This is a genomic window from Saccharopolyspora tripterygii, assembly GCF_054778355.1.
The window spans coordinates 81607-107010 of record NZ_BAAGZP010000004.1; the positions used below are offsets into that span (position 1 = coordinate 81607).

Genomic DNA, 25404 nt, shown 5'->3' on the forward strand with positions numbered 1-25404 from the left:
GCCACCGGCTGCTGCGCGGACCGTGCGGTCCGACGCCGGGAGCCGAGCGGCAGCGGGGCGCCTGTTCGCGCGCCGTGTCCAGTCTGGCGGATCCGAGCGCCGAATGGGTGGCCGTTCGCGCAGATCCCTCCGGGCCGATCCGATTCAGCTCGGGCACCTCCGCCGGTCTGGGGGAGTTCCGACCGCCCAGATCCGGCCCCGGGGCCTGCCGCTAACACGGCGTGGTCGCCCAGGGGACCTGGAAGGGTGAACTCGCTGGTCTAGGGCCTGATCGCAGGCGATCCGCGACGCCCGGACCGGTACCGGGCGACGATGACCACGGCCCCGCCCTCTTAGAGTTCTGCACGTGTCTTCTTCCCCGCGTCCCGTCGCCGTCGTCGGACCCACCGCGACCGGCAAGTCCGACCTCGCCCTGCAGCTGGCCGAGCGGCTCGACGGCGAAGTGATCAACGCCGATGCGATGCAGCTCTACCGCGGGATGGACATCGGCACCGCCAAGCTGCAGGTCGGGGAGCGGCGAGGCATCCCGCACCACCAGCTCGACGTCCTCGAAGTCACCGAGACGGCCTCGGTCGCCGCCTACCAGAGGGAGGCCCGCGCGGTCGCGGAAGACGTGCTCGCCCGGGGGCGCACCCCGATCCTGGTCGGCGGCTCGGGGCTCTACGTGCAGGCCGTCGTCGACGACCTGTCGTTCCCCGGAACGGATCCGCAGGTGCGGCAGAGGTACGAGGACGAGCTGGCCGCGCTCGGTCCGGTCGCGCTGCACCGCAAGCTCGCCGAACTCGACCCCGCCGCTGCGGAGTCCATCCTGACCAGCAACGGGCGCCGCATCGTGCGGGCGTTGGAGGTCATCGAGATCACCGGTGCGCCGTTCTCCGCGAACCTGCCCACCCCGGGACCGCCTCGCTACGGCACGGTCCTGATCGGCCTGGACCGGCCGGCCGAAGACCTCGACGACCGCGTCGACGACCGCGTGACCAGCATGTTCGACGCGGGGCTCGTCGACGAGGTGCGCCACCTGGATGAGAAGGGCCTGCGCCACGGCCGCACCGCCAGTCGCGCGTTGGGCTACCAGCAGGTGCTCGCCGAGTTCGACGGCGCCGAGGACATGACCGCCGCAGCCGCTGAGACCGCGCGGCTGACCCGTCGCTTCGTGCGGCGCCAGCGCTCGTGGTTCCGCCGCGATGAGCGCATCACCTGGTTCGACGCCGCCACCCCCTCGCTCGCCGACGATGTCCTCGCCCTGCTGTCTACGTAGACTGGGTGACGTGCACGCCTTCGGAGGACCCGAGTACACCAAGGGCCACGGGACCCAGAACGATTTCGTCATCCTGCCCGACCCGAGCGGTGAGCTGGAGCTCACCGACGACCGGGTGCGCGCGCTGTGCGACCGGCAGCGGGGCCTGGGCGCCGACGGGGTGCTGCGCGTGATCCGCGCGGGAGCCCTGCCCGACGCTCCCGCCGACGTCCCGTCCGACGTGTGGTTCATGGACTACCGCAACGCCGACGGGTCGATCGCCGAGATGTGCGGCAACGGGGTGCGGGTCTTCGCCCGTTACCTCGTCGAAGCCGGACTGGCCGAGCAGGGCGAGCTGCCGATCGGCACTCGTGCGGGTGTCCGGCCGGTGCGCACCCACGCCGACGGTCGGGTGACCGTCGAGATGGGCCAGGCCAAGATCTTCGGGGAGTCCACCACCACCGTGGCCGGGACGTCGTTCCCGGGCGTCGCGGTCGACGTCGGCAACCCCCACCTGGCCTGCGTCGGAGACCACGACCTCGACCTGCTCGACCTGACCACCGCCCCGCCGCACGACGCGAACCTGTTCCCGGACGGCGTGAACGTCGAGTTCGTCCAGCCGATGAACGACGACGAGGTGCGGATGCGGGTGCACGAGCGCGGCGTGGGCGAGACCCGCTCCTGCGGCACCGGCACGGTCGCCGCGACCGCCGCCGCACTGCACGCCGCAGGTCAGACCACCGGTCGCCGCGTGGTGCACATCCCGGGCGGCACCGTCGAGGTCGAGATCACCGCGAGCGGGTCCACCCTGACCGGCCCGGCGGTGCTGGTCGGCGGCGGACGCTTGACCTCCGAGTGGTGGCAGAACCCGTGACGACCTCGTCGGCGATCCTGACCCCGCAGCTCAGCGCTGCGCGGCCGGGTCCGGGAAAGCGCAGCGCCCGATAATGAGTCGCGCCGCGTGGGATAATGAAGGTGATATGAGAGATTCCTTGACCGCATCCCCAGAGCTCGACAACGACGCCGCGCTGGACCAGGGCGTGGCAGCCGACGCCGAATTCGAACCGATCCTGGCCGGAAGCGAACCATCCACGGGCGAGATGGAACTGGAGGAGCGCGCGTCGCTGCGGCGCATCTCCGGTCTGTCCACCGAGCTCGAGGACATCACCGAGGTCGAGTACCGGCGTCTCCGCCTGGAGCGCGTCGTGCTCGTGGGCGTCTGGACCGAAGGCGACGCCGAACACGCGGACGCCTCGCTGGCCGAGCTCGCCCGCCTCGCCGAGACCGCCGGCTCGGAGGTGCTCGAAGGCATCATTCAGCGGCGCGACCGGCCCGACCCGGGCACCTACGTCGGCTCCGGCAAGGTCCGCGAGCTGCGCGATCTCGTCGCCTCCAACGGCGCCGACACCGTGATCTGCGATGGTGAGCTCTCGCCCGGCCAGCTCCGGCAGCTGGAGGAGAAGCTCAAGGTCAAGGTCGTTGACCGCACCGCGCTGATCCTCGACATCTTCGCCCAGCACGCTCGCTCCAAGGAGGGCAAGGCGCAGGTCGAGCTCGCTCAGCTGCAGTACTTCCTGCCGCGGCTCCGCGGTTGGGGTGAAACGATGTCCCGTCAGGCCGGTGGCCGGGCGGGCGCCAACGGCGGCGTGGGCACCCGTGGTCCCGGTGAGACCAAGCTGGAGACCGACCGCCGGAGCGTCCACAAGCGCATCAGCAAGCTCCGCAAGGAGCTCGCCGCGATGAAGACCGTCCGCGGCACCAAGCGCAGCCGGCGCGAGTCCAACGAGGTTCCCGGCGTGGCCATCGCCGGCTACACCAACGCGGGCAAGTCCAGCCTGCTCAACGCGCTGACCGGCGCGGGCGTTCTGGTCGAGGACGCGCTGTTCGCGACCCTGGACCCGACCACCCGCAAGGCGGTCACCCCGGAAGGCCGTCCGCACACGCTCACCGACACCGTCGGTTTCGTCCGGCACCTCCCGCACCAGCTGGTCGAGGCGTTCCGCTCGACCCTCGAAGAGGTCGCCAGCGCAGACCTGCTGGTCCACGTCGTCGACGGTTCCGAGGGGTCGCCGCACGAGCAGGTCGCCGCGGTGCGCGAGGTGCTCAGCGAGATCTCCGAGGAGCACTCCTCGGAGATGCCGCCCGAGCTGCTCGTCGTCAACAAGATCGACTCGGTGGACGCGACTCGCATGGCCGAGCTGCGCCGCCTGCTGCCGGAAGCCGTGTTCGTCTCGGCGCACAGCGGCAAGGGCATCGAGGGCCTGCGCGAGATCATCGCCGACCGGCTCCCGCGCCCGGAGGTGTTCGTCGACGCCTTGATCCCCTACACCCGGGGTGACCTGGTGGCGCGGCTGCACAACGACGGTGAGGTCGTCGAGGAGGAGCACACCCCGGAGGGCACTCGGATCCAGGCCAAGGTCCGCCCGGACCTCGCGGCACTGATCGAGCCGTTCGCGGCGCACGGTGCGGCCTGATCGAGCCGGCGGCCTGACCGGGGCCGCACTGCTCGCCGCCTGCACGATCCTCGCCGGTGCGCCCGCGCACGCGCAGTCGGCGCCCGTCGAGCTGTGCACGGTCGAGGACTCGGAGCTCTCCGAGCTCTCGGGCCTCGTTTCGGACGGCTCCAGCTGGTGGGCCGTCGGTGACAGCGGATCCGCGGTGCGAGCGTTCGAGCTCGACCCGCGGACCTGCGAGATCCGTTCTCAGCGCGTCGGGGACAACGACCCGTACGACGTGGAGGACTTGGCGCTCGCGCCCGACGGTGCGCTGTGGCTCGCCGATACCGGCGACAACCGGCACAAGCGCAAGGACGTCGCGCTGCACGTGCTCCCCGCGGGCGGTGGCTCGGCGATCTACCGGATGTCCTACCCGGACAGCCCGCACGACGCCGAAGCGCTGCTGCTGGACCGGGCAGGCGTGCCCTACGTCGTGACCAAGGAACCCCTCGGCTGGGCCGGGGTCTACCGGCCCGCGCAGCCGCTCGACCCGCAGCGCACCGTCCCGATGGAGAGGGTCGGCTCGGTGTCCCTGCGCACGACCAAGACGCCGGGCGGGCCCCTCGACGGATCGATGGGCTCGGTCCTGGTCACGGGCGGTTCGGTGAGCTCGGACGGCACTCTGGTGGCACTGCGCACCTACACCGAGGCCTACGTCTACCGCTCCCCGAACGGCGACGTGCTGGAAGCGCTCAAGAGCGAACCGGTGCGGATCCCGCTCCCCGACGAGGAGCAGGGGGAGGCCATCGCCTGGGAACCCGGCGGAAGTCTGCTGTCGGGTTCCGAAGGCAACGAAGCGGTCCGCCGGATCTCCGGTGCGAACGGCGACCCGGCCGCGTCGAGTCCGGCCGAGCAACCGGCCGCTCCCGGCGGCACCGACCAGGCCCAGCCCTCCACCGAGAACGAGGGCATGTCGACCGGCCAAGCGCTGCTGTCCGCCGGGATCGTCGCAGCCCTGCTGCTCTACCTCATCGGCTGGCGGCGCAGGCGCGCCTGAGCCGCCGCGAGCCCGCAACGCGGTGCTGCTCGCGCGAAACGGGCGTCACGCCCACCGGCGGACGGTTGCGCGTGCGCCGGCGCGCACGCGCAACGACTGCGGGGTCGTGCGTTCAGAGGCGACGCAGGACCGCGACGACCTTGCCCAGGATCTGGGCGTCGTCGCCGAGGATGGGCTCGAAGGCCGAGTTGTGCGGCATCAGCCAGACGTGCTCGTCGGTGCGCTTGAACGTCTTCACCGTCGCCTCACCGTCGATCATCGCCGCGACCACCTCGCCGTTGTCGGCGTCGGGCTGCTGGCGGACGGCGACCCAGTCGCCATCGGTGATGGCCAGGTCGACCATCGAGTCGCCGACGACCTTCAGCAGGAAGAGCGTCCCGTCTCCGACGATCTCCTTCGGCAGCGGGAAGACGTCCTCGATGGACTCCTCGGCCAGGATGGGGCCGCCCGCCGCGATGCGGCCGACGACCGGCACGTAGGCCGGCTTCGTCTGGGGCTCGTTGTCCGGCTCGCCGCCGACCAGCACGCCCACGGTGCGCGGGCGGTGCGGGTCGCGGCGCAGGAAGCCCTTCCGCTCCAGCACGCGCAGCTGATAGGCGACCGACGAGGTCGACGTGAGACCCACGGCATCACCGATCTCGCGGACGCTGGGTGGGTACCCGTGCTCGCTCATCCACTCCCGGATGGCCTCGAGCACCTTCAGCTGGCGGTCGCTGAGCTCTTCCGCCGCGGTCGCCTGTTCTGGCACGCCGTCCACCTCGGCAGGGGAGTTCTTGATGTCGTTTACGCGGCCCCCGATAGAGCCGGTCGCATTGCTCGCCACCGCTGCCTCCTGATCCGTGTGAACTGCGGTGCTGGTCCGCGTCGAGCGGGATGCCGCCCCCGGTCGTGGTCGCCGTGAACCGCTGCCCGCCGCGCGCTTTCCACAGTAGACGCGAGAAACACGGAGATCAAACACCTGTTCGAGTTAATTTTCGGCCCGGGTCTCGCGTTGAAGGCCACTCTTGGTACACAATCGCACGGAGGTTCGATCGAACAACCTTTCGATCATCGTTCCGCGCGGGAGGCGACATGACCACGTTCATCGACACAGTACGGCGGGTTCGACCGGTTGAGCGGGAGTCGCTCGCCGTTCGGCCGGAAGTCGAGCCGATCGTGTCGCCGCGACGCCGGGCCGATGAGGGCCGCCCGCACGGCCGGGTGCTCCAGGCCGCTGACCGGGGACGGAGCGGGGAGCCCAGATCGTGCGCGGGGCCCGCTCGCGAGACCGGCAGAGTCGGCGAGTGGCTGGTGCTCGCCGGTGTCGGCGCGGCGACCTTCCTGGTCGTGGTGCTGCTGGGGCTGTTCGGGTCGAGCGACGCGCCGGTGACGGGAGGTACCGCCGTTGTGCAGGTGCGAACGGGGGACACTCTTTGGGGCATCGCGACGCGGATGGCGCCCGACGCGGACCCGCGCTCGGCGGTCGACCGCATCGTCGAGCTGAACGGCCTCGGGACGGCTTCTGCTGAGGCCGGCCGGTTCCTGGTGGTGCCGGTCGATAACTGACCGAACCCCAAGATGTTGTGGTTCGCCGGGTTTTCGCAGTTGGCGCAGGGGGTGCGTCATCCGGGCGGGCGAAACGGGTGTGTCGGTTTGCAACGCGGTCTGACGCGGGTTTAGAGTCGACCACAACATCTAGTAGTTACGTCCGTGTGGTTAGTCCACAGATTGGGCCTCCGCTCCTCTGGGTACCTCATGGGCGTACTGGTCGCGCCCGGTGTGAGCCGGGCAGCGGCCGCTCAAGGGGGAAGGGGGGTGCATGGCCGGTGCGGTGCCCGTTCTGCCGCGGCGATGACTCCAGGGTCGTGGACTCGCGCGAAGTGGAGGACGGCCAGGCGATCCGTCGCCGACGGTCGTGCTCGTCGTGCGGTCGTCGATTCACGACCATTGAAGAACTGGTGTTGTCGGTCGTGAAGCGGTCGGGCGTCACCGAGCCCTTCAGCCGGGAGAAGGTGGTGACCGGGGTGCGCCGCGCTTGTCAGGGGCGCCCGGTAGAAGAGGACGCGCTGCAGCAGTTGGCCCACCAGGTCGAGGAGGCGATCCGGTCCTCCGGAGTCGCCGAGCTGCCCAGCCACGAAGTCGGGCTGGCCATCCTCGGGCCGCTGCGGGAGCTGGACGAAGTCGCCTACCTGCGATTCGCGAGCGTCTACCGCGCGTACTCCTCGGTGGAGGACTTCGAGAAGGAAATTGCCGATCTGCGGGCAGCGAGGGAGATCCCGCAGGACGGCGAACGACTAGACGTGGAGTGCGGCGGTTGAGCAAGCCGCGACGGCGCGCGTCCCGCAGCGGGGGCGGAAGCGCGAAAGGTCCGTCGTCCCGGGCGGGGACGACGAAGAAGACAGGGTCACGACCGAACCGGACGGGGAGCCCGGACGGGGCCGACGAAACGCTACGAGTGACTGAGCGAGCGATGAAGAAGGAAAAGGGGCAGGTCATGACAGAGACCGTCGGTAGCCCGGCCGGCGCAGCGGGGGAGCCGGAAGCAGGTGCCCGTGAGGGCATGCGGGTGGAGCGCGTCTACACCACCGAGGGGGTGCACCCCTACGACGACGTCAAGTGGGAGCGCCGCGACGTGGTGATGACCAACTGGCGGGACGGTTCGGTCAACTTCGAGCAGCGCGGGGTCGAGTTCCCCGACTTCTGGTCGTTGAACGCGGTCAACATCGTCACCAGCAAGTACTTCCGCGGTGCCGTCGGCACCGAGGAGCGCGAGAGCAGCCTGCGGCAGCTCATCGACCGGGTTGTGAAGACCTACGTCGCCTCCGGCGTCGAGAACGGCTACTTCGCGACCGACGCCGATGCCGAGATCTTCGAGCACGAGCTGACGTACATGCTCCTGCACCAGGTCTTCAGCTTCAACTCGCCGGTCTGGTTCAACGTGGGAACCAGCTCCCGCCAGCAGGTCTCGGCCTGCTTCATCCTGTCGGTCGACGACACGATGGAGTCGATCCTCGACTGGTACAAGGAAGAGGGCCTGATCTTCAAGGGCGGCTCCGGCGCCGGGCTGAACCTGTCCCGCATCCGCTCCTCCAAGGAGTTGCTGTCCTCCGGCGGCACCGCCTCGGGTCCCGTCTCCTTCATGCGCGGCGCGGACGCGTCGGCGGGCACCATCAAGTCGGGCGGTGCCACTCGCCGCGCGGCCAAGATGGTCGTGCTCGACGTGGACCACCCCGACGTCGAGGAGTTCATCAGCACCAAGGCGCGCGAGGAGCACAAGATCCGCGCGCTGCGGGACTCCGGGTTCGACATGGACCTCGGCGGAGCCGACGCCAACTCCGTGCAGTACCAGAACGCCAACAACTCGGTGCGCGTCTCCGACGAGTTCATGCGCTCGGTCGAGAGCGACAACGACTTCGGGCTGCGCTCCCGCACCGACGGCGACGTGATCGAGACCGTCAAGGGCCGGGACCTGTTCCGCAAGCTCGCCAAGGCGGCGTGGGAGTGCGCGGACCCGGGCATCCAGTACGACGACACGATCAACGACTGGCACACCTCGCCGGAGACGGGCCGGATCACCGCGTCCAACCCGTGCTCGGAGTACATGCACCTGGACAACTCCAGCTGCAACCTGGCTTCGCTGAACCTGATGAAGTTCCTGCGCGATGACCTGACCTTCGACGCCGAGCTGTTCGAGAAGGCCGTCGAGTTCGTCATCACCGCGATGGACATCTCCATCTGCTTCGCGGACTTCCCGACCGAGTCGATCGGTGTCACGACGCGCAAGTTCCGCCAGTTGGGCATCGGCTACGCCAACCTGGGCGCGCTGCTGATGGCCACCGGGCACGCCTACGACTCCGACGGCGGTCGCGCGCTCGCGGCGTCGATCACCTCGCTGATGACGGGTACCGCCTACAAGCGCTCGGCGGAGCTCGCCGGCGTCGTCGGCCCCTACGAGGGCTACGCCCGCAACGCCGAGGGCCACCAGCGCGTCATGCGCAAGCACGCCGCGGCCAACGATCTGGTGCGCACCTACCACCACAACGACAAGGCCGTGCACAAGCTGGCCACCAGCGTGTGGCAGCAGGGCCTGGAGATCGGCAACCGCAACGGCTGGCGCAACGCCCAGGCGTCGGTGCTGGCTCCGACCGGCACGATCGGCCTGATGATGGACTGCGACACCACCGGTGTCGAGCCCGACCTGGCGCTGGTGAAGTTCAAGAAGCTGGTCGGCGGCGGCTCGATGCAGATCGTCAACCAGACGGTCCCGCGCGCGCTGCAGTCGCTGGGCTACCAGGAAGAGCAGATCGAGGCGATCGTCGAGTACATCGCCGAGCACGGTCACGTCGTGGACGCGCCGGGCCTGCGCCAGGAGCACTACGAGGTCTTCGACTGCGCGATGGGCGAGCGCTCGATCGCCCCGATGGGCCACGTGCGGATGATGGCCGCGGTGCAGCCGTTCATCTCGGGCGCGATCTCCAAGACGGTGAACATGCCGGAGGCGGCGACCGTCGAAGAGGTCGAGGAGCTCTACTTCGAGGGCTGGAAGCTCGGCCTGAAGGCGCTGGCGATCTACCGCGACAACTGCAAGGTCGGCCAGCCGCTGTCCGCGGGCAAGGGCGACAAGGCCGAGTCGGAGAAGGTCGTCGAGAAGCAGATCGAGTACCGCCCGGTCCGCAAGCGCCTGCCGAAGAAGCGCCCGAGCCAGACGGTCTCGTTCACCGTCGGCGGTGCCGAGGGCTACCTGCACGCCGGTTCCTACCCGGACGACGGGCTGGGCGAGATCTTCGTCAAGCTCGGCAAGCAGGGTTCGACCCTGGCCGGTGTGATGGACGCCTTCTCGATGTCGATCTCCGTGGGCCTGCAGTACGGCATCCCGCTGGAGTTCTACGTCGCGAAGTTCCAGAACCTGCGCTTCGAGCCCGCCGGCATGACCGACGACCCGGACATCCGGATGGCCAGCAGCGTCCTGGACTACCTGTTCCGCCGCCTGGCGCTGGACTACCTGTCGTACGAGAAGCGCGCCCAGCTGGGCATCTTCACGGTCGACGAGCGGGAAGCCCAGGTCAACAACACGGAACCGGCTCAGGGCGGCGACAACGTCGACCTGGACACGATGCGGTCCACGGTGGACTACGCGAAGGCCGAGAAGTCGGAGTCCAAGGACGAGGTCCGCGCCGGTAGCTCCACCGAGCTGCTCGAGCTGCAGCTGGGCAAGGCCGCTGACGCGCCGCTGTGCATGACCTGCGGCACGAAGATGCGTCCGTCCGGCTCCTGCTACCTCTGCGAGGGCTGCGGCTCCACCTCGGGTTGCAGCTGAGCCTGAGCGCTGAATGATCGAAGTCCGGGGCGGGTGCGATGCGCACCCGCCCCGGACTTCGTCGCATCGGCCGCGCCGATGAAAAAGAGGCCGGTGCGGTTCTTCGCGAACCGCACCGGCCTCTCGTCGTGCTCAGGTCAGGACTGCTTCTCCGCCAGGAGCTTCTCGGTGGCCACGAGCCGCACGCAGACGGCGAGTCCCGCGGTGGCGGCCTCGACGTCTGCGAGTTCCGGGAAGGTCGGGGCGATGCGGATCACCGAGTCGGCCGGGTCGTCCCCGTAGGGGTGGGTCGAGCCGGCCGGGGTGAGGGCGACGCCCGCTTCCTTGGCCTTGGCGACGACCGCCTTGGCACAGCCTTCGGGAACCTCCAGGCTGATGAAGTAGCCGCCGGCCGGGTTGCTCCACTTCGCCAGACCCGTACCGCCGAGCTCGGCGCTGAGGATCTTGTCGACGGCTTCGAACTTGGGCCGGATCAGCGCGGCGTGCTTGCGCATGTGCTCCCGGAGGCCTTCGGCGTCGCGGAGCAGCCGGGCGTGGGCCCGCTGGTTGACCTTGTTCGGGCCGATGCTGCGCTTGGACGTCGAGGCCAGCCACCACTCGATGTTCGCCGGCGACGCCCCGAAGAACGCCACGCCCGCACCCGCGAAGGTGATCTTCGAGGTGGAGCCGAAGACCAGGGCGCGATCAGGATTGCCGTTCTCGGCGCACAGCGCGAGCAGGTCGGCGATCTCGGCCTCGTCGTCGGTGAGGTGGTGCACCGCGTAGGCGTTGTCCCAGAAGATCCGGAAGTCCGGAGCGGCCGTGCTCATCGCGGAGAGGCGTCGCACGGTCTCGTCGGAGTACACCGTCCCGTCGGGGTTGCTGTACTTCGGGACGCACCAGATTCCCTTGATCCGCGAGTCCTCGGCGACCAGCCGCTCGACGACGTCCATGTCGGGGCCGTCCGGCGCCATCGGAACCGTGATCATCTTGATCCCGAGCCGCTCCGACAGCGCGAAGTGGCGGTCGTAGCCCGGCACCGGGCAGAGGAAGGCGATCTCCGGCTCGGAGACCCAGCGCTGGGTACCGCCGGGAACCCCGTTGAGCAGGGCGAAGACGAGCGCGTCATGCATGAGCTCCAGGCTGGAGTTGCCCGCGGCCAGCAGCTGGTCGACGGGCACCTGCAGACCTTCGCTGAAGATCTCGCGCAGCTCGACCAGGCCGTTGAGGCCGCCGTAGTTGCGCAGGTCGGCGCCGTTCGCGTCAGTGCTGCTGGAGAGCTCGTGCAGCCCCTCTGAGAGGTCGAGCTGCTTCGGCGATGGCTTCCCCCGGGTGATGTCCAGTTTCAGACCGCGGGCCGCGAGATCTGCGAACTCCTGGCGGGCGCGGTCGCGTTGGGCGGTCAGCTCTTCAATGGATGAAGCTGGATCAGGCACCGGTTGTTCCTTCGCCGTGTCGGTTAACGAGCTGCAAACAGCCTAGTCCTTGCACCGGGCTCTGCGCCCACGACCTGCGACCAAGGCAACGCCGCGCGTGTCGAATATGACCTAGGTCACGTAAATTCGCAGGTCATGGCGTCACGTTCGGGCACACCGGTCTCGGCTGCACGACAACAACCGGTGAGGAGGGCGAAACGTGGCCAGGAAGATCGTGGTGACCGGTGGTACCGGCACGCTCGGCAGTGCGCTCGTGCGGCGTCTGCGGGAGGCGGAGCATGAGGTGACCGCGCTGAGCCGCCGACCGGGACCGGGCCGCGCGGTCGGAGACCTGCGCACCCGGCGGGGTGTCGAGGCCGCGGTGTCCGGCGCGGACGTGATCGTGCACTGCGCGACCACCAACAGCGGGAAGGACGTGCAGATCACCCGGAACCTCCTGGAGTGCGCCCGGCGGCCCCCTCGGCCTCACCTGGTCTACATCTCGATCGTCGGTATCGACCGGGTTCCGCTGTCCTACTACCGGGCGAAGCTGGAAGCGGAACGCATCCTGATCGGATCCGGCTCGCCCTGGACGATCCTGCGCACCACGCAGTTCCACGACCTCATCGCCAAGATCAGCTCGCTGCAGAGCCGCTCACCGGTGGTGGCGGCACTCGCGGGCGTGCGCTTCCAGCCGATCGCGGTCGACGACGTGGCAGCGCGATTGGCGGCGCTGGCCTGCGGGGAGCCTGCCGGTCGCGTTGCCGACCTGGGCGGGCCGGAGATCCGCGATCACGAGGACCTGACCAGGACCTACTTGGACGCGCGCGGTCTGCGGCGTCGCGTGGTGGGGCTCCGCCCACCGGGTGCGGTCTTCCGAGCGTTGCGCGCGGGAGCCAACCTCGCCCCGGAGCAGGCGGTGGGACGGGGAACTTTCGAGGAGTTCCTCAGCGCCGACTGAGCAGGTGGGCCGCCGTGGCGGTAGCCGCGGTCACGGCGAACACCGAGGGCCAGGCGCCGATCTTCTTCGCCAGCGGGTGCGAGCCGGCCAGCGCCGTGCCGTAAGTCGCGCCCAAGGCCAGTGCCGGGACCACGCCCGCACGGCGTCGGCAGACCTCCATCGCGCCGAGACCGGCGCCCGCCGCGACGACTCCGCCCCAGTGCCGGTGCTGGGAGGCGCGAGCGACCGCGAAGCCGCCGATCAACCCGGCGGAGGTCAGCAGGCTGGACGGCATCGACATGCGAACTCCTCGTGGGTTCCGGGGGCGATGCCTCGACCTTACTGCCGCACGGGTGGTTCTGGCGGGAACCCGCCGCAGTGGTGATTGACTTCCCATTTCGCGCTAAGAAAAGTGCTGGTGTCGTCCTCCTTCCAGCTTCGGGAGCCCTGCATGCGGCGCGTTCGGACAGCTTTGCTCGCAGCGATCATCGTGCTGCCCCTGGTCGGGTCCACGGCCTCGGCGCAACCGCCGCAAGGTCCGGTGTTCTCCGACGGTGAGGCGCAGCCGGTGTTCGACCCGGCTGCCGCGGTGCGCGAGGACCTGTTCGTGACCGCGCCGGTCGACAGCGACCACGACGGTCAGCAGGACCGCGTGCACGTCCAGGTCGTGCGGCCGAAGGAGTCGGATCAGGGCCTGCGGGTTCCGGTCGTCTACCAGGCCAGCCCGTACTTCTCCGGCGGCAACGACGTGCCCAACCACAACGTGGACACCGAGCTGTTCGTGCCGGAGCAGGCGGGTCCGCGGACGATGCGCGGGACGGCGGGGGACGAGCGGATCGCGGTCGCCGCCGAGATCGACTGGGCCTACGAGCAGTACTTGCTGGCCAGGGGATACGCGGTGGTCTACGCGGAGTCGCTGGGGACCGGCGAGTCCACCGGATGCCCGACGACCGGGGCCGAGAACGAGACGATCGGCGCCAAGTCGGTGGTGGACTGGCTCAACCGGCGCGCCCCGGGCCAGGACGCCGGTGGCGCTCCCGTCGAGGCGCACTGGTCGACCGGGAAGGTCGGCATGATGGGCGTTTCCTACAACGGGACGCTGCCCAACGCGGTCGCTTCCACGGGGGTCGAGGGCCTGGAAGCGATCGTGCCGATCGGCGCGATCTCGAACTGGTACGACTACTACCGCTCCGACGGGGCCGTGGTGGCGCCGGGTGGCTACCAGGGCGAGGATGCCGACGTGCTCGCCGAGTACGTCCACACCCGCGCGGATCGGGAGCCGTGCCGTCCGGTGATCGACGGGATCACCGCAGATCAGGACCGGATCACCGGCGATCGCAACGGTTTCTGGGACGAGCGGGACTACCTCGACGACGTCGGCCAGGTGCACGCGGCGGTGTTGTCGGTGCACGGGCTCAACGACTGGAACGTCAAGACGCGCCAGGCCGCGCAGTGGTACCGGGCGCTGCGGGAGCACGAGGTCCCGCACAAGATCTGGTGGCACCAGTCCGGCCACACCGACCCCATCGAGCTGCGCGAGCAGGAGTGGCTGCGGACGCTGAACCGGTGGTTCACCCGCTACCTCCACCAGGTGGCCAACGGTGTCGAGGAGGAGCCGCGCGCGACGGTGCAGCGCGAGGACGGCAGCTGGGTCGAGGAAGCGGAGTGGCCTGCTCCGGGCGCGGCTGATGCGGTGCTGCGCCCGACGGCCGGTGGACCGCAACGAGGCGGGCTCAGCGTCGGGAGTCCTGCGCAGCAGGCGGTGGAAGGCCTCACAGACGACTCCGGTCAGCTGGCCGAAGATCTCGCGGCGGCGCCGAGCTCGCCGAACAGGCTGGCCTACTTCACCGAGCCGCTCGTGGAGGAAGCCCGGGTGAGCGGGGAGGTGCGGGCCGAGCTGGCGCTGGCCTTCGACAGGCCGGCGGCCAACGTGACGGCGCTGCTGGTCGATCAGGCGCCGGATGGTTCGGTCTCGGTGGTCACCCGCGGCTGGGCGGACCCGCAGAACCGGGAGGCGCTGGACCGGACGACGCCGATCGAGCCGGGGCAGACCTACCCGATCACCGTTGTCATGCAGCCCGACGATTACGTGTTCGCGCCGGGGCACCGGCTGGGCCTCGTGGTGCTCTCCAGCGACCACGACTTCACCCTGCGACCCGACCCGGGGGCCGGAATGCAGCTGGATCTCGCTCGGACCACGCTCTCCGTTCCGGTCGTCGGAAGGATTTCGTGACGGAGTTTCACGAGACCCGGTGCTGTTGCGGACGGTGATCTCCGGTGGAGTGACGGAATTGCCCCGATCGGTCGTCGCTGACAGGGGTGAATTCCGCGGTCTCCGCCGCTGACCATCCACATCGGACAAATCTGTCCACAGATTTGCGAATCGTGTTTCGCGGTCGGGGTTTTCGTCTCATCGTGGAGTCATGACAACGCGATTGAACGACGAGGTCTCGATGAGCGATCCCGGCGACGTGCTCGCCGCGCTCCCGCACATGCTCGGCTTCCACCCGGCCCACTCCTTCGTCCTGGTCACGCTGCACGACCTGACGGCGACACCGAGGTTCGGGATGACCATGCGGATCGACCTGCCGTGCCCCGCGCGTGCCCGAACGTTCGGCGATTCCCTGCTCGCAGGGCCTGCGGGCAGGCAGAACGCGGAAGCCGTGATCATGGTCGTGGTCGGGGACAAGCCCAACTACGCGGCCTGCCCGGAGAGCTGCGCCGGCCTGTGCCACGAGATCGACGAGCCCGACTGCGACGGCGGCCCGCCGATGGCCGACGTGATCGAGAGCGCCCGAATGGCACTGCTGCGGTCCGGGATCGCGATCGCGCACGCGCTGCACGTGCCGAAGGTCGAGGTCGGCGAGCCGTGGCGCTGCTACTACGACGAGGACTGCCGCGGCGTGGTCGCCGACCCGAAGGAATCCCAGATGGGGGCGGTGATGGCCGTCGCGGGATCGGTGACCTTCAGCAGCCGGGAAGAGCTGCGCGCACTCGTGGCGCCCGAGTCACCTGAGGTGGTCAGCCGCTGGTCGGCGAAGCTCGACGCGCTGACGGACGAGGCCATCGACTCCTACGACCCGTCACGGGCCACCGAGGACCTGCGCACGGTCTTCGGCGCCGTCCAGCGCATCGCGGCGGGTTCGGCGCTCACCGAGGACGATCTGGTCGGCGCGCTCCGGGCGGTGTCGGACACGAAGGTCCGGGACATCGTGATGGCCATCGCGCTGACCGAGCTGGCGCGTCCTGCCGAAGAGCTCTGGCTGACGCTCGTGCGCAAATCACCCGAGCCGGAGGTGGCCGAGGTCGCGGCGCTGCTCGCGTTCTCGGCCTACGTGCGCGGCGAGGGGGCTCTGGCGGGCATCGCGCTGGAACGCATCGAGCAGGCTAGGCCCGGGCACACCCTGGGACGCCTGCTCCGCCGAGCCATGGACGCCGGGATCTCGCCCGCAGAGCTGGCCGTCATCGCCCGGCACTCGGTCGACGACGTCCAGCTCATGCTCGGCGAGGACGGATCCTGCTGATGTGCGCGAAGAAGCGGAAGAAGCGATCAGGCCGAGTGGCGCGCGCGGGTGAACTCCCAGGCGTCACCGACGATCACGCCGAGGTCGGCGCGCTGGGGCTGCCACCCCAGGTCCTCCCGGGCGCGTTGGCTGGAGGCCACCAGCGTCGCGGGGTCGCCTGCCCTGCGGGGTGCCACCTTGGCGGGGATCGGGTGTCCGGTGACCTCGCGGCAGGTGTCGATCACCTGCTTGACGGAGAAGCCCGTGCCGTTGCCGAGGTTGTAGATGCGGTGCTGGCCACCAGTCGCGTTCTGCAGCGCCAGGAGGTGGGCGTCGGCGAGGTCGGTGACGTGGATGTAGTCGCGGACGCAGGTCCCGTCGGCGGTGGGCCAATCCTCGCCGAAGATCTGCACCTGCTCGCGCTGGCCCAGCGCCACCTGCAGGACGATCGGGATCAGGTGCGTCTCCACGGTGTGCCGCTCACCGAAGGCGCCGTGCGCCCCGGCGACGTTGAAGTACCGCAGGCTGACCGCTCCGATGCCGTGCGCGGTCGCGTAGGAGGTGATCGCGTGGTCGATCGCGAGCTTCGTCGCACCGTAGGTGTTCGTCGGGCGCGTCGCGAGGTCCTCGGTGATCGGGGATTCCTCCGGCTCGCCGTAGGTCGCCGCGGTCGAGGAGAACACCAGTCGTGGCGTGCCGTGCTCGCGCATCGCGTCCAGCAGGCGCAGCGACGTCACGACGTTGCCCTGCCAGTACTTCTGCGGATCCTCCATCGACTCGCCGACCAGCGACTTCGCCGCGAAGTGCAGCACTCCGTCGAACTGCTCCGCGAGCAGATCGCCCGCTGCTGCTGCGATGTCGGCTTCGACGAACTTGCAGCCGTCGGGGATGGCGTCGGCGTGCCCGGTGGAGAGGTCATCGACCACGACGACCTCGTGGCCTGCTTCCACCAAGCGTGCCGCGCACACGCTTCCGACGTAACCGGCACCACCTGTGACCAGGAGCTTCAACTGCGCACTGCCTTCCGTGGGAAAACTGGCCGATTCAGCGGGAAGCGGCCGGCGACCGGCTCGTCACAGATCCCGCCCCGCACCGGCGGAGGGTATCGCGATGAAGACGCGCGGCTCGGTCAGGCTCCGCTCGGCGAACGCGGCGCGGACGGCGGACTCGACGCGGTCCCGGTCGGCGCTGGAGATCAGGGCGATCGCCGAACCGCCGAAGCCGCCGCCGATCATCCGGGCGCCCAGTGCACCGGACTGCACCGCTGCGTCCACTGCGACGTCGAGTTCGAGGCAGGAGACGCGGTAGTCGTCGCGGAGGCTGGCGTGGGAGGCGTTGAGCAAGGGGCCGATCTCGGCGTACCCGCCGGAGCGCAGCAGCTCCACGGTCGAGAGCACCCGTTCGTTCTCGGTCACCACGTGCCGGACCAGCGGCTGGAGCTCATCAGGAAGCTTCTGCGTCGCCGTCGGCAGCTCCGCCACCGAGATGTCGCGAAGTGCTTTCACATCCAGCAGGTCCGCAGCCCGCTCGCAGCCCTTCCGGCGTTCTCCGTAACCGGATTCGCTGTGCGAGTGCTTCGCGCGGGTGTCGATGACGAGCAGTTCGAGACCGGCGCTGCGCGGGTCGAACGGGACCTGCTCGGAATCGCCGGTGCGGACGTCGAAGAACAGGACGCGGGACTCGACGCAGCGAAGCGATGCCGTCTGGTCGAGCAGACCGGTCGGCGCGCCGACGTAGTCGTTCTCCGAGCGCTGCACCAGCCGCGCGATCTCCGCCAGGCTCGGCGCGCCCGGCTCTCCCGGTGCCAGGCCCACGTGATCGAGCAGTGCCAGCGCGAGCGCGCACTGCAGCGCGTGGGAGGAGGAGAGTCCGGCGCCGGTGGGGACGTCACCGACGATCATCAGGTTCAGGCCGGGGATCGCGTGACCTGCTTCCCGCAGCGCCCACGCGACACCGGCGGGGAAGGCCGACCAGCCGGTGGGGAACCCCGGGCGAAGCTCGTCGACGACGACCTCGTCCGCCTGGTGCAGCTCGCCGTCGTCGCCCAGCGTCGTGCTCACGAGCTTGCGGTCCTCGCGCGGGCCCACGGCCACCGCCACGCGGTGCGGAATCGCCATCGGGAGCACGAAACCGTCGTTGTAGTCGGTGTGCTCACCGATCAGGTTGACCCTTCCGGGGGCCGACCACACCGCGCTGGCAGCGCGGCCGTGCTCCGCGGCGAACAGCTCCGCCGCGCGATCGGCGACCGTCACTTGGCGGTCACCATCACCGCGTGCGCGATGCTCGAGGTCAGCTCGGCGTTGCCGGTCCGGCCGCGCACCTCGATCGGCTTGTTCGCGCCCACCACGGACATGATCTCGACCTCGTTGCCGGGCACGATGCCGACCTCCTTGAGGTCGGTCATGAGGTCGGGGTCGAGCTGCACGTGCTCGGAGATGCGGCGGATGACCGCGCGGCCACCGCCGTTGCGGGCGATCTCGTCGACCCGCTGGAGCTCGCCGTCGGCCGCGGTCTCGACGTGGTCGATGCCGAGGTCGTCGAGGCCGGGGATGGGGTTGCCGTAGGGGGAGGTGGTGGGGCCGCCGAGGAGCTTGACCAGCTTGCGCTCGACGGCCTCGCTCATCACGTGCTCCCAGCGGCAGGCCTCGTTGTGCACGTGCTCCCACTCGAGGCCGATCACGTCGACGAGGAGCCGTTCGGCGAGGCGGTGCTTGCGCATGACGCTGATCGCGCGGGCGCGGCCGGCCTTGGTCAGCTCGAGGTGGCGGTCCTCGGCGACGCTCAGCAGTCCGTCGCGTTCCATGCGGGCCACCGTCTGGCTGACGGTCGGTCCGCTCTGCTCCAGGCGCTCGGCGATTCGGGCCCGGAGCGGCACCACGCCCTCTTCCTCGAGGTCGTAGATGGTGCGAAGGTACATCTCAGTGGTATCGATGAGATCGTTCACGTCGGCTCCCCATTCAAGTCCCAACCACGATGCTAGCCGCTGCCAGCGACAACGGTCAGTGGCCGGGGAGTTGACAGCCAAAGATTATGACCGACCTCGTCGGCGGGCTTCGAAAGGCCGTCATGCATACGTTGATCAGTACTGATGATCTCATGTCCGCCCTGAGCGCGGACCCGCACCCGACACTGCTCGACGTGCGGTGGTCCCTGCTCGGCCCACCCGGACGGGAGGACTACGCCCAAGGGCACCTGCCTGGCGCGGTTTTCGTGGACCTGGACGCCGAGCTCGCGGCCGAACCGGGCCCGGCGGGTCGTCATCCGCTGCCGGACCCGGCGTCGTTCCAGGAGGTGCTGCGCGAAGCCGGGGTGGACGCGGACCGCCCGGTGATGGTCTACGACGCGGACAACGGCTCGGCGGCGGCGCGGGCGTGGTGGCTGCTGCGCTGGGCCGGGCACCGCTCGGTCGCGGTCCTCGACGGTGGTTACGCGGCGTGGACCGCGGAGCGCAAGCCGACGACCACCGAGGTTCCCGATCCCGGGCCCGGTGGGTTCCGGGTGCGCGCCGGTTCCATGCCGGTGATCGACGCCGACCAGGCCGCTGCGCTGGCCCGCGAGGGAGCGCTGCTCGACGCACGGGCTCCGGAGCGCTACCGGGGAGACGTGGAACCGATGGACCCGCGCGCCGGGCACGTCCCGGGCGCGCTCAACGCGCCGTTCAGCGAGCACATCGGTGAGACGGGGCGCTGGCGTTCGCCCGCAGAGCTGGCCGAGCGCTTCGCGGCGATGGGGGTCACCGGCAGCGATCCCGTCGGGGCCTACTGCGGTTCGGGCGTCACGGCCTGCTCGGTGCTGCTGGCCCTGGAGCATGCCGGCATCACCGACGCCGGGAACCCCGCAGCGCTCTACGCGGGCTCGTGGTCGAACTGGTCGGCGGATCCGGAGCGTCCTGCGGCCACCGGGGCGGAGGCGGGCTGAGCGCTCGGCGAGATCGATCCACTTCGGCGGGTCGCGTCGTCGAGACCCTGTGTCGGCGGGCCTCCGGCGGGTAGCGTCCCGCCCATGGGTTCTCAGTTGGCCGTGGTCTGGGACGAAAAGCTGCTCGAGTACGACCTCGGAGGGCAGCATCCGCTGCACCCGATCCGCCTGGACCTGACCATGCGGCTCGCCGACTCGCTGGGGCTCCTCAGCGAGGTGGAGACGATCAAGCCCGAGCCCGCCTCCGAGCAGGACCTGCTGCGGGTGCACACAGCCGAGTACATGGCCGCTGTTCGCGCCGCGCCGCTGAGCGGCTGGGAGGTCGGGCACGGGCTGGGCACCGATGACAACCCGATCTTCGACCGGATGCACGAGGCGTCGGCCTTGATCGCGGGAGCGTCGATCAAGGCCGCCGAGCAGATCGTGTCCGGCCGCGCGGACCGGGCGGTCAACATCGCAGGCGGGCTGCACCACGCGATGGCCGATCACGCGGCCGGGTTCTGCGTCTACAACGACTGCTCGGTGGCCATCGCCTGGATGCTGGAGCAGGGCGTCGAGCGCATCGCTTACCTCGACGTCGACGTGCACCACGGCGACGGCGTGCAGGCGGCCTTCTACGACGACCCGCGCGTGATGACGATCTCGCTGCACCAGCACCCGGTCACGCTGTGGCCGGGCACCGGCTTCGCCACCGAGGTCGGCAGGGGAGACGCGGACGGGACGGCGGTCAACGTCCCGCTGCCGCCGGGCACCGGCGACGGGGACTGGCAGCGCGCCTTCCACGCCGTGGTGCCCTCGGTGCTGGAGCAGTTCCGCCCTCAGGTGCTGGTCACCCAGTGCGGCGCCGACGCCCACCGCGACGACCCGCTGGCGGACCTGTCGCTGAGCGTCGACGGCCAGCGCGCGACCTACCAGAGCCTGCGCGAGCTCGCGGAGACCTACGCCGGCGGCAAGTGGCTGGCGCTGGGAGGTGGCGGGTACTCGTTGTTCCGGGTGGTGCCCAGGGCGTGGACCCACCTGCTGGCCACGCTGCTGAACCGGGACATCGCGCCGGAGACCACCATCCCTGAGGATTGGATCGCGCACGCCGTCCGGCGGGCGCAGAACGTGCCGATGCCGACGTCCATGTCGGACGGGGCGGACCCGTCCTTCGAACGCTGGACCGGGGTGACCTCGTCGACGGTCGACACCGCGATCCGCGACGCCCGGCACGCGGTCTTCCCGTTGCTCGGGCTGGACCCGGCCGACACGCGCGACTGAGGAGTGTCCGAAGTGGACGAAGAGCTGGGAGAGGAAACGGGCCCGCAGCAGGACTACCCGCGGCAGTGGGAAGCCGACGTGGTCCTCTCCGACGGCGGCACCGTGCACCTTCGGCCGATCGTCCCGGCCGACAAGGACAAGCTGATCGCCTTCCACGGGCGGCTCAGCGATCGGACCAGGTACTACCGGTACTTCGGTCCGTATCCCCGGATGCCCGAGCGCGACGTGCGGCGGTTCACGCAGGTCGACTACGTCAACCGGATCGCCGTGGTGGCGCTGCTGGGCGATGACATCGTCGCCGTGGGCCGCTTCGACCGGCTCGGCGAGCAGAAGTCCGCCGAGGTCGCCTTCGTGGTCGAGGACGGCCACCAGGGTCGCGGCCTGGGCTCGATCCTGCTGGAGCACCTCGCGGCAGCGGCGCAGGAACGCGGCCTGCGGCGCTTCGTGGCCGAGGTGCTGGCCGAGAACTCCAAGATGGTGCGGGTCTTCCGCGACGCCGGCTACCAGGTCAGCCGGGCGATGGAGGAAGGCGTCGTGCACCTGGAGTTCGACATCGACCCGACCGAGGAGTCGGTGGCGGTCGCCAGGGCCCGAGAGCAGGCCGCCGAGGCCCGCAGCGTGCACAACCTGCTGCGTCCTCGATCGGTCGCGGTCATCGGTGCCTCCACCGACCACCGCAAGATCGGCCACGCGGTGCTGACGAACCTGCTCACCGCGGACTTCACCGGCCCCGTCTACCCGGTCAACCCGGAGCACCGCTCGGTGCGCGGGGTGCGCGCCTACGCCTCGGTGCTCGACATCCCCGACGAGGTCGATCTCGCGGTGGTGGCGATCCCGGCGGCCAGCGTCACCGAAGTCCTCGACGACTGCTTGGCCAAGGGCGTCAAGGCGCTGGTCATCGTCTCCTCCGGGTTCAGCGAATCGGGCGCCGCCGGACGTGAGGTCGAGCGCGAGATGGTGCGGGCAGCGCGCGTGCACGGCATGCGGGTCGTCGGCCCGAACGCGCTCGGCGTGGTCAACCCGGACCCGGAGTTCCGGCTCAACGCCAGCCTCGCCCCGCAGCTGCCCGGGCGCGGCCGCACCGGTTTCTTCTGCCAGTCGGGCGCGCTGGGCGTGGCGATCCTGGAGACCGCGACCGAGCGGGGCCTGGGGCTCTCGACGTTCGTCTCGGCGGGCAACCGCGCCGACCTCTCGGGCAACGACCTGCTGCAGTACTGGCAGACCGACCCGGCCACCGACGTCGTGCTGCTGTACCTGGAGTCCTTCGGCAACCCGCGCAAGTTCGGGCGGCTGGCGAGGCGGCTCGCCCTGAGCAAGCCGGTCGTGGTGGTCAAGTCCGGGCGCAACGCGGTGCGCGCCGGCCTGGCGGCCACCACGGTCGAGATCGACGAGACGAGCGTCCAGGCGCTGTTCGAGCAGTCGGGCGTGATCCGCGTCGAGTCGGTGGCGCAGATGTTCGACACGGCGCTGCTGCTCGCGCACCAGCCGCTGCCGCAGGGCGACCGGGTGTCGATCGTCGGCAACTCCTCGGCGCTGGGCATGATCGCCGCGGACGTGGCTCAGGCGCAGGGTTTGCAGCTGGCGCACGAACCCGTCGACGTCGGGGCCGCGGCCGAACCGGACGAGTTCGCCGCGGCCGTGCGGGACGCGGCCGCGCGCAGCGACGTGGACGCGCTCATCACCGTGTTCGCCCCGCCGGTGGCCGTGCCCGGCACCGCGTACGCGAGAGCCCTGCGGGACGCGCTGCAGGAGGCCGACGCCGCGCGCTCGAAGCCGGTGGTCACCACGTTCCTGGCGGCCGAAGGCGTGCCGGACGAGCTGGTGGTGCCCGGCCCGGACGGCATCACCGGCAAGGGATCCGTCCCCTCCTACCCGTCGCCCGAGCGCTCGGTGCTCGCGCTGGCCCGCGTGACCCGCTACGCGAAGTGGCGCGCCGCGCCCAAGGGGCACTTCGTGCGGCCGGAGGTGGAGGCCGAGCAGGCGCGTTCGCTGGTCGAGCAGTGGCTCTCGGAGGGTGTCGCTGAGCTGGGCGACGAGCGCACCGTGCGCCTGCTGGGTTGCTACGGCATCGAGGTGGTGCCCTTCCGCAAGGTCGCCGACGTGGACGCTGCGCTGGCCGCGGCTGAGGAGCTGGGCTACCCGGTGGTGCTGAAGTCGACCAGCGCCAAGCTCCGGCACCGCAACGACCTGGTCGGGGTCCGGCTGGACCTGGGCAACGAGGACGCGGTGCGCACGGCCTACGCCGACGTGCAGCGCGTGTCGGGGATCGACGAGGTCTACGTGCAGCGGATGGCCGGGCGGGGGACGTCGTGCGTGATCGACCTCCTGGACGACCCGTCGTTCGGCACGCTGGTCTCCTTCGGGCTCTCCGGCGTCGCCAGCGAGTTGCTGGGGGACAAGGCCTACCGGGCGTTGCCGTTGACCGACGTGGACGTGGCGAGCCTGGTGCGAGCCCCGAGGGCGGCTCCGCTGCTGGCCGGGTACCGGGGTGTGGAACCCGCTGACCTGTCCGCGCTGGAGGACCTGGTGCTGCGGGTGGCGACCTTGGCCGAGGACCTCCCCGAGGTGCGGCAGCTGGTGCTGCAACCGGTGCTGGCCTCCGCGTCCGGTGCCGCCGTCACCGGTGCCCGGGTGTCGTTGGGCGCCTCGTCGGCCGTTCCGGACACCGGACCGCGCAGACTGCGATAGGGGACACAGACCGAAACGTACTAGTTCCGTTAATCTGTGCGCGTGGATGAGGTCACGACCCGGAAAGTCGACGCACCCGCACCAGTGGTCGGCGTGGTCCCCGCAGGCCAGTACCGGATCAAGGTGCGCGCGTTGCAGCAGGACGACCCGACCGCGCCGGTCGCCGTCCTGGCACCGGCCATGGGCGTCCCGGCCGGTTACTACCGGCGGTTCGCGGCTGAGCTGCACCGCTTGGGCATGACCGTCGTGTCGTTCGACGTGCGCGGCCAGGGCGAGAACCGGCCCCGGGCCCAGCGCGGCGTCCGCTTCGGCTATCAGGACTTCGTCAACGACCTCGACGCCGTGCTCGACCTCGTCGAATCGGTCTTCCCGAAGGCCCCCCGGTTCGTCCTGGGGCACAGCCTCGGCGGTCAGATCGCGCTGCTGCACACCGCCGCCAACCCCGGCAGGGTTCAGGGCGCAGCGCTGATCGCGACCGGCTCCGTCTGGTACCGGGCCTATCCCGGGCTGGCCAAGTACTACTACTCGCTGATGGGCACCCAGGCGATCGCGATCGGCTCGACGCTGCTCGGCTACTGGCCCGGCTTCGCCTTCGGCGGTAAGCAGGCCACGGGTCTGATGCGGGACTGGGCGCGGCAGGCGCGCACCGGGCGCTGGCGGCTGACCGGCTCCGACCTCGATTACGACGCGGCCATGGGCGAGGTGACCACCCCGCTGCTCACCGTGACCGTGGAGAACGACGAGCTCGCGCCGTCCTCGGCGATGGCGGACCTGGTCAAGCACTCCACCCGCGCCGATCGCACCGCGCGCCACTACACCGCCGACGACGCCGGCGGGCCGGTCGACCACTTCAAGTGGACGCGGAACTCCGCGGAGATGGCCGCCTGGATCGAGGAGTGGATGAACGGCGTCCTCGGGCGGTGACGGCGGGTTCGCGCACCACCGGGCGAATAGTGTGAAAGGTGTGGACCCATCCGAACGGTCCAGGACGCAACCGCAGACTCCCGCGCCTCCGTCTTGTAGGTATGAGACGCCTACAAACCGCAGTGGGCGCGGGGAGTCTGCTAGTGGCCTTGGCAGCCTGCGCTCAACAGCCGACCGACGACGTGGGGTTCGGTGGTCAGCCGCCGGTCCCGGCCGGACCCGTTCAGGCCAAGCCTGAACCGGAACGGACACCCGTGGCCGCGGAGGCCGTTGACCTCTCGCAGCTGCCAAGAGGATATCCGAAGAAGGTCTGGACCCAGGACAACGGTACCGCAGTGGTCGCCTCCGGTCAGGAGGGCGGTTGCAGCAAGGTGCGCGCCGAACTGGGGGAGCAGACCGCGGACCACGTGAAGATCATCCTGGTGGAGGAAACGCCTGACCCGCCGGGTGTTTGCACGATGGACCTGAGGTACCCGCCGGTGGCGGTCAGCCTCGACGCACCCCTGGAAGGGCGAAAGGTCGTTCTGGAGCAGAAGGACGTGAAGGTTCCGCGCTGATCCGGCTGTAGCGCGGCGGAAACCTGCCTCCGCCGCGCACGCGGAATCCGGTTCGCCGCCGGAGGTGGGGCTCCACGGTGCGCCGGGTCCGGCAGACCTGTTCTGACGCGGGCTTTCGCAGCGGGATGACCGCGGCCGCTTGGGCTCACCCGCACATCGCGGGTGAGCCCAAGACCGGTCGCCAGTCGTGTTTCT

21 protein-coding genes are annotated in these 25404 nt (G+C 70.1%); 15 read left to right on the forward strand and 6 right to left on the reverse strand.

Annotated features, from left to right (window positions below; all coding sequences use genetic code 11):
- Nucleotides 1–346 precede the first annotated feature (346 nt).
- The 4 genes from miaA (at nt 347) to ACYVF3_RS03105 (ending at nt 4729) form a co-directional block, all read left to right on the forward strand.
- A complete protein-coding gene (gene miaA, locus ACYVF3_RS03090; protein WP_461152717.1) occupies nt 347–1258 on the forward strand; it encodes a tRNA (adenosine(37)-N6)-dimethylallyltransferase MiaA in 912 nt (303 codons plus the stop codon).
- Entirely contained in the window at nt 1233–2111 is an 879-nt protein-coding gene (gene dapF / locus ACYVF3_RS03095) for a diaminopimelate epimerase (protein ID WP_461152718.1), read from the forward strand. The genes miaA and dapF overlap by 26 nt, the downstream gene beginning before the upstream one ends.
- A gap of 226 nt (nt 2112–2337) precedes the next feature.
- Nucleotides 2338–3711 (forward strand): GTPase HflX, encoded by a 1374-nt coding sequence (hflX, locus tag ACYVF3_RS03100; protein WP_461152785.1) that lies wholly within the window; start codon nt 2338–2340, stop codon nt 3709–3711.
- Nucleotides 3701–4729, forward strand: coding sequence for a hypothetical protein (locus tag ACYVF3_RS03105; protein WP_461152719.1), 1029 nt, complete (start codon nt 3701–3703; stop codon nt 4727–4729). Before hflX ends, ACYVF3_RS03105 begins: the two co-directional genes overlap by 11 nt.
- 112 nt (nt 4730–4841) lie before the next feature.
- Here the strand turns inward: ACYVF3_RS03105 and lexA are convergent, their stop codons facing one another.
- Nucleotides 4842–5552 (reverse strand): transcriptional repressor LexA, encoded by a 711-nt coding sequence (gene lexA, locus ACYVF3_RS03110; protein ID WP_461152720.1) that lies wholly within the window; start codon nt 5550–5552, stop codon nt 4842–4844.
- 248 nt (nt 5553–5800) lie between these two features.
- On the opposite strand from lexA, the gene ACYVF3_RS03115 reads away from it, so the two are divergent.
- The 3 genes from ACYVF3_RS03115 (at nt 5801) to ACYVF3_RS03125 (ending at nt 10025) form a co-directional block, all read left to right on the forward strand.
- Nucleotides 5801–6274, forward strand: coding sequence for a LysM peptidoglycan-binding domain-containing protein (locus ACYVF3_RS03115; RefSeq protein WP_461152721.1), 474 nt, complete (start codon nt 5801–5803; stop codon nt 6272–6274).
- Nucleotides 6275–6534: 260 nt separating this feature from the next.
- Nucleotides 6535–7026 carry a transcriptional regulator NrdR gene (gene nrdR / locus ACYVF3_RS03120; RefSeq protein WP_461152722.1) on the forward strand — a complete coding sequence of 164 codons (492 nt, stop codon included), beginning with the start codon at nt 6535–6537 and terminating at the stop codon, nt 7024–7026.
- Nucleotides 7027–7202: 176 nt separating this feature from the next.
- Nucleotides 7203–10025 carry a vitamin B12-dependent ribonucleotide reductase gene (locus ACYVF3_RS03125; protein WP_461152723.1) on the forward strand — a complete coding sequence of 941 codons (2823 nt, stop codon included), beginning with the start codon at nt 7203–7205 and terminating at the stop codon, nt 10023–10025.
- Nucleotides 10026–10162: 137 nt separating this feature from the next.
- On the opposite strand, the gene ACYVF3_RS03130 is transcribed toward ACYVF3_RS03125, so the two are convergent.
- Nucleotides 10163–11440, reverse strand: a complete 1278-nt coding sequence (locus ACYVF3_RS03130) for an aminotransferase class I/II-fold pyridoxal phosphate-dependent enzyme (protein ID WP_461152724.1) — start codon at nt 11438–11440, stop codon at nt 10163–10165.
- 199 nt (nt 11441–11639) lie between these two features.
- Here ACYVF3_RS03130 and ACYVF3_RS03135 point away from each other — a divergent pair, with 199 nt between their 5' ends.
- Nucleotides 11640–12380 (forward strand): SDR family oxidoreductase, encoded by a 741-nt coding sequence (locus ACYVF3_RS03135; RefSeq protein ID WP_461152725.1) that lies wholly within the window; start codon nt 11640–11642, stop codon nt 12378–12380.
- Here the strand turns inward: ACYVF3_RS03135 and ACYVF3_RS03140 are convergent.
- Nucleotides 12367–12660 (reverse strand): hypothetical protein, encoded by a 294-nt coding sequence (locus ACYVF3_RS03140; protein WP_461152726.1) that lies wholly within the window; start codon nt 12658–12660, stop codon nt 12367–12369. The two genes, ACYVF3_RS03135 and ACYVF3_RS03140, sit on opposite strands and share 14 nt — an antisense overlap.
- A 150-nt stretch (nt 12661–12810) precedes the next feature.
- Here ACYVF3_RS03140 and ACYVF3_RS03145 point away from each other — a divergent pair, with 150 nt between their 5' ends.
- The gene (locus ACYVF3_RS03145; protein ID WP_461152727.1) at nt 12811–14592 is read left to right on the forward strand and encodes a Xaa-Pro dipeptidyl-peptidase; all 1782 of its coding nucleotides are present in this window, start codon (nt 12811–12813) and stop codon (nt 14590–14592) included.
- Nucleotides 14593–14782: 190 nt separating this feature from the next.
- Nucleotides 14783–15883, forward strand: a complete 1101-nt coding sequence (locus tag ACYVF3_RS03150) for a DUF4192 domain-containing protein (protein ID WP_461152728.1) — start codon at nt 14783–14785, stop codon at nt 15881–15883.
- A gap of 26 nt (nt 15884–15909) precedes the next feature.
- Here the strand turns inward: ACYVF3_RS03150 and galE are convergent, their stop codons facing one another.
- The 3 genes from galE to ACYVF3_RS03165 form a co-directional block, all read right to left on the reverse strand.
- Entirely contained in the window at nt 15910–16872 is a 963-nt protein-coding gene (gene galE, locus ACYVF3_RS03155) for a UDP-glucose 4-epimerase GalE (protein WP_461152729.1), read from the reverse strand.
- Nucleotides 16873–16935: 63 nt separating this feature from the next.
- Nucleotides 16936–18114, reverse strand: coding sequence for a galactokinase (gene galK / locus ACYVF3_RS03160; protein ID WP_461152730.1), 1179 nt, complete (start codon nt 18112–18114; stop codon nt 16936–16938).
- Nucleotides 18111–18806 (reverse strand): metal-dependent transcriptional regulator, encoded by a 696-nt coding sequence (locus ACYVF3_RS03165; protein ID WP_461152731.1) that lies wholly within the window; start codon nt 18804–18806, stop codon nt 18111–18113. The genes galK and ACYVF3_RS03165 overlap by 4 nt, the downstream gene beginning before the upstream one ends.
- Before the next feature lie 122 nt (nt 18807–18928).
- On the opposite strand from ACYVF3_RS03165, the gene ACYVF3_RS03170 reads away from it, so the two are divergent.
- The 5 genes from ACYVF3_RS03170 to ACYVF3_RS03190 all read left to right on the forward strand — a co-directional run bounded on the left by ACYVF3_RS03170 (nt 18929) and on the right by ACYVF3_RS03190 (nt 25209).
- Nucleotides 18929–19780: a sulfurtransferase gene (locus ACYVF3_RS03170; protein ID WP_461152786.1), complete on the forward strand. Its 852-nt coding sequence runs from the start codon at nt 18929–18931 to the stop codon at nt 19778–19780.
- Nucleotides 19781–19864: 84 nt separating this feature from the next.
- Nucleotides 19865–21040 carry an acetoin utilization protein AcuC gene (locus tag ACYVF3_RS03175; RefSeq protein ID WP_461152732.1) on the forward strand — a complete coding sequence of 392 codons (1176 nt, stop codon included), beginning with the start codon at nt 19865–19867 and terminating at the stop codon, nt 21038–21040.
- Between the two features lie 12 nt (nt 21041–21052).
- Nucleotides 21053–23728 (forward strand): bifunctional acetate--CoA ligase family protein/GNAT family N-acetyltransferase, encoded by a 2676-nt coding sequence (locus ACYVF3_RS03180; RefSeq protein ID WP_461152733.1) that lies wholly within the window; start codon nt 21053–21055, stop codon nt 23726–23728.
- 42 nt (nt 23729–23770) lie between these two features.
- Entirely contained in the window at nt 23771–24652 is an 882-nt protein-coding gene (locus ACYVF3_RS03185; protein WP_461152734.1) for an alpha/beta hydrolase family protein, read from the forward strand.
- A 143-nt stretch (nt 24653–24795) separates the two neighbouring features.
- Nucleotides 24796–25209, forward strand: a complete 414-nt coding sequence (locus tag ACYVF3_RS03190) for a hypothetical protein (protein WP_461152735.1) — start codon at nt 24796–24798, stop codon at nt 25207–25209.
- Nucleotides 25210–25404 lie beyond the last annotated feature (195 nt).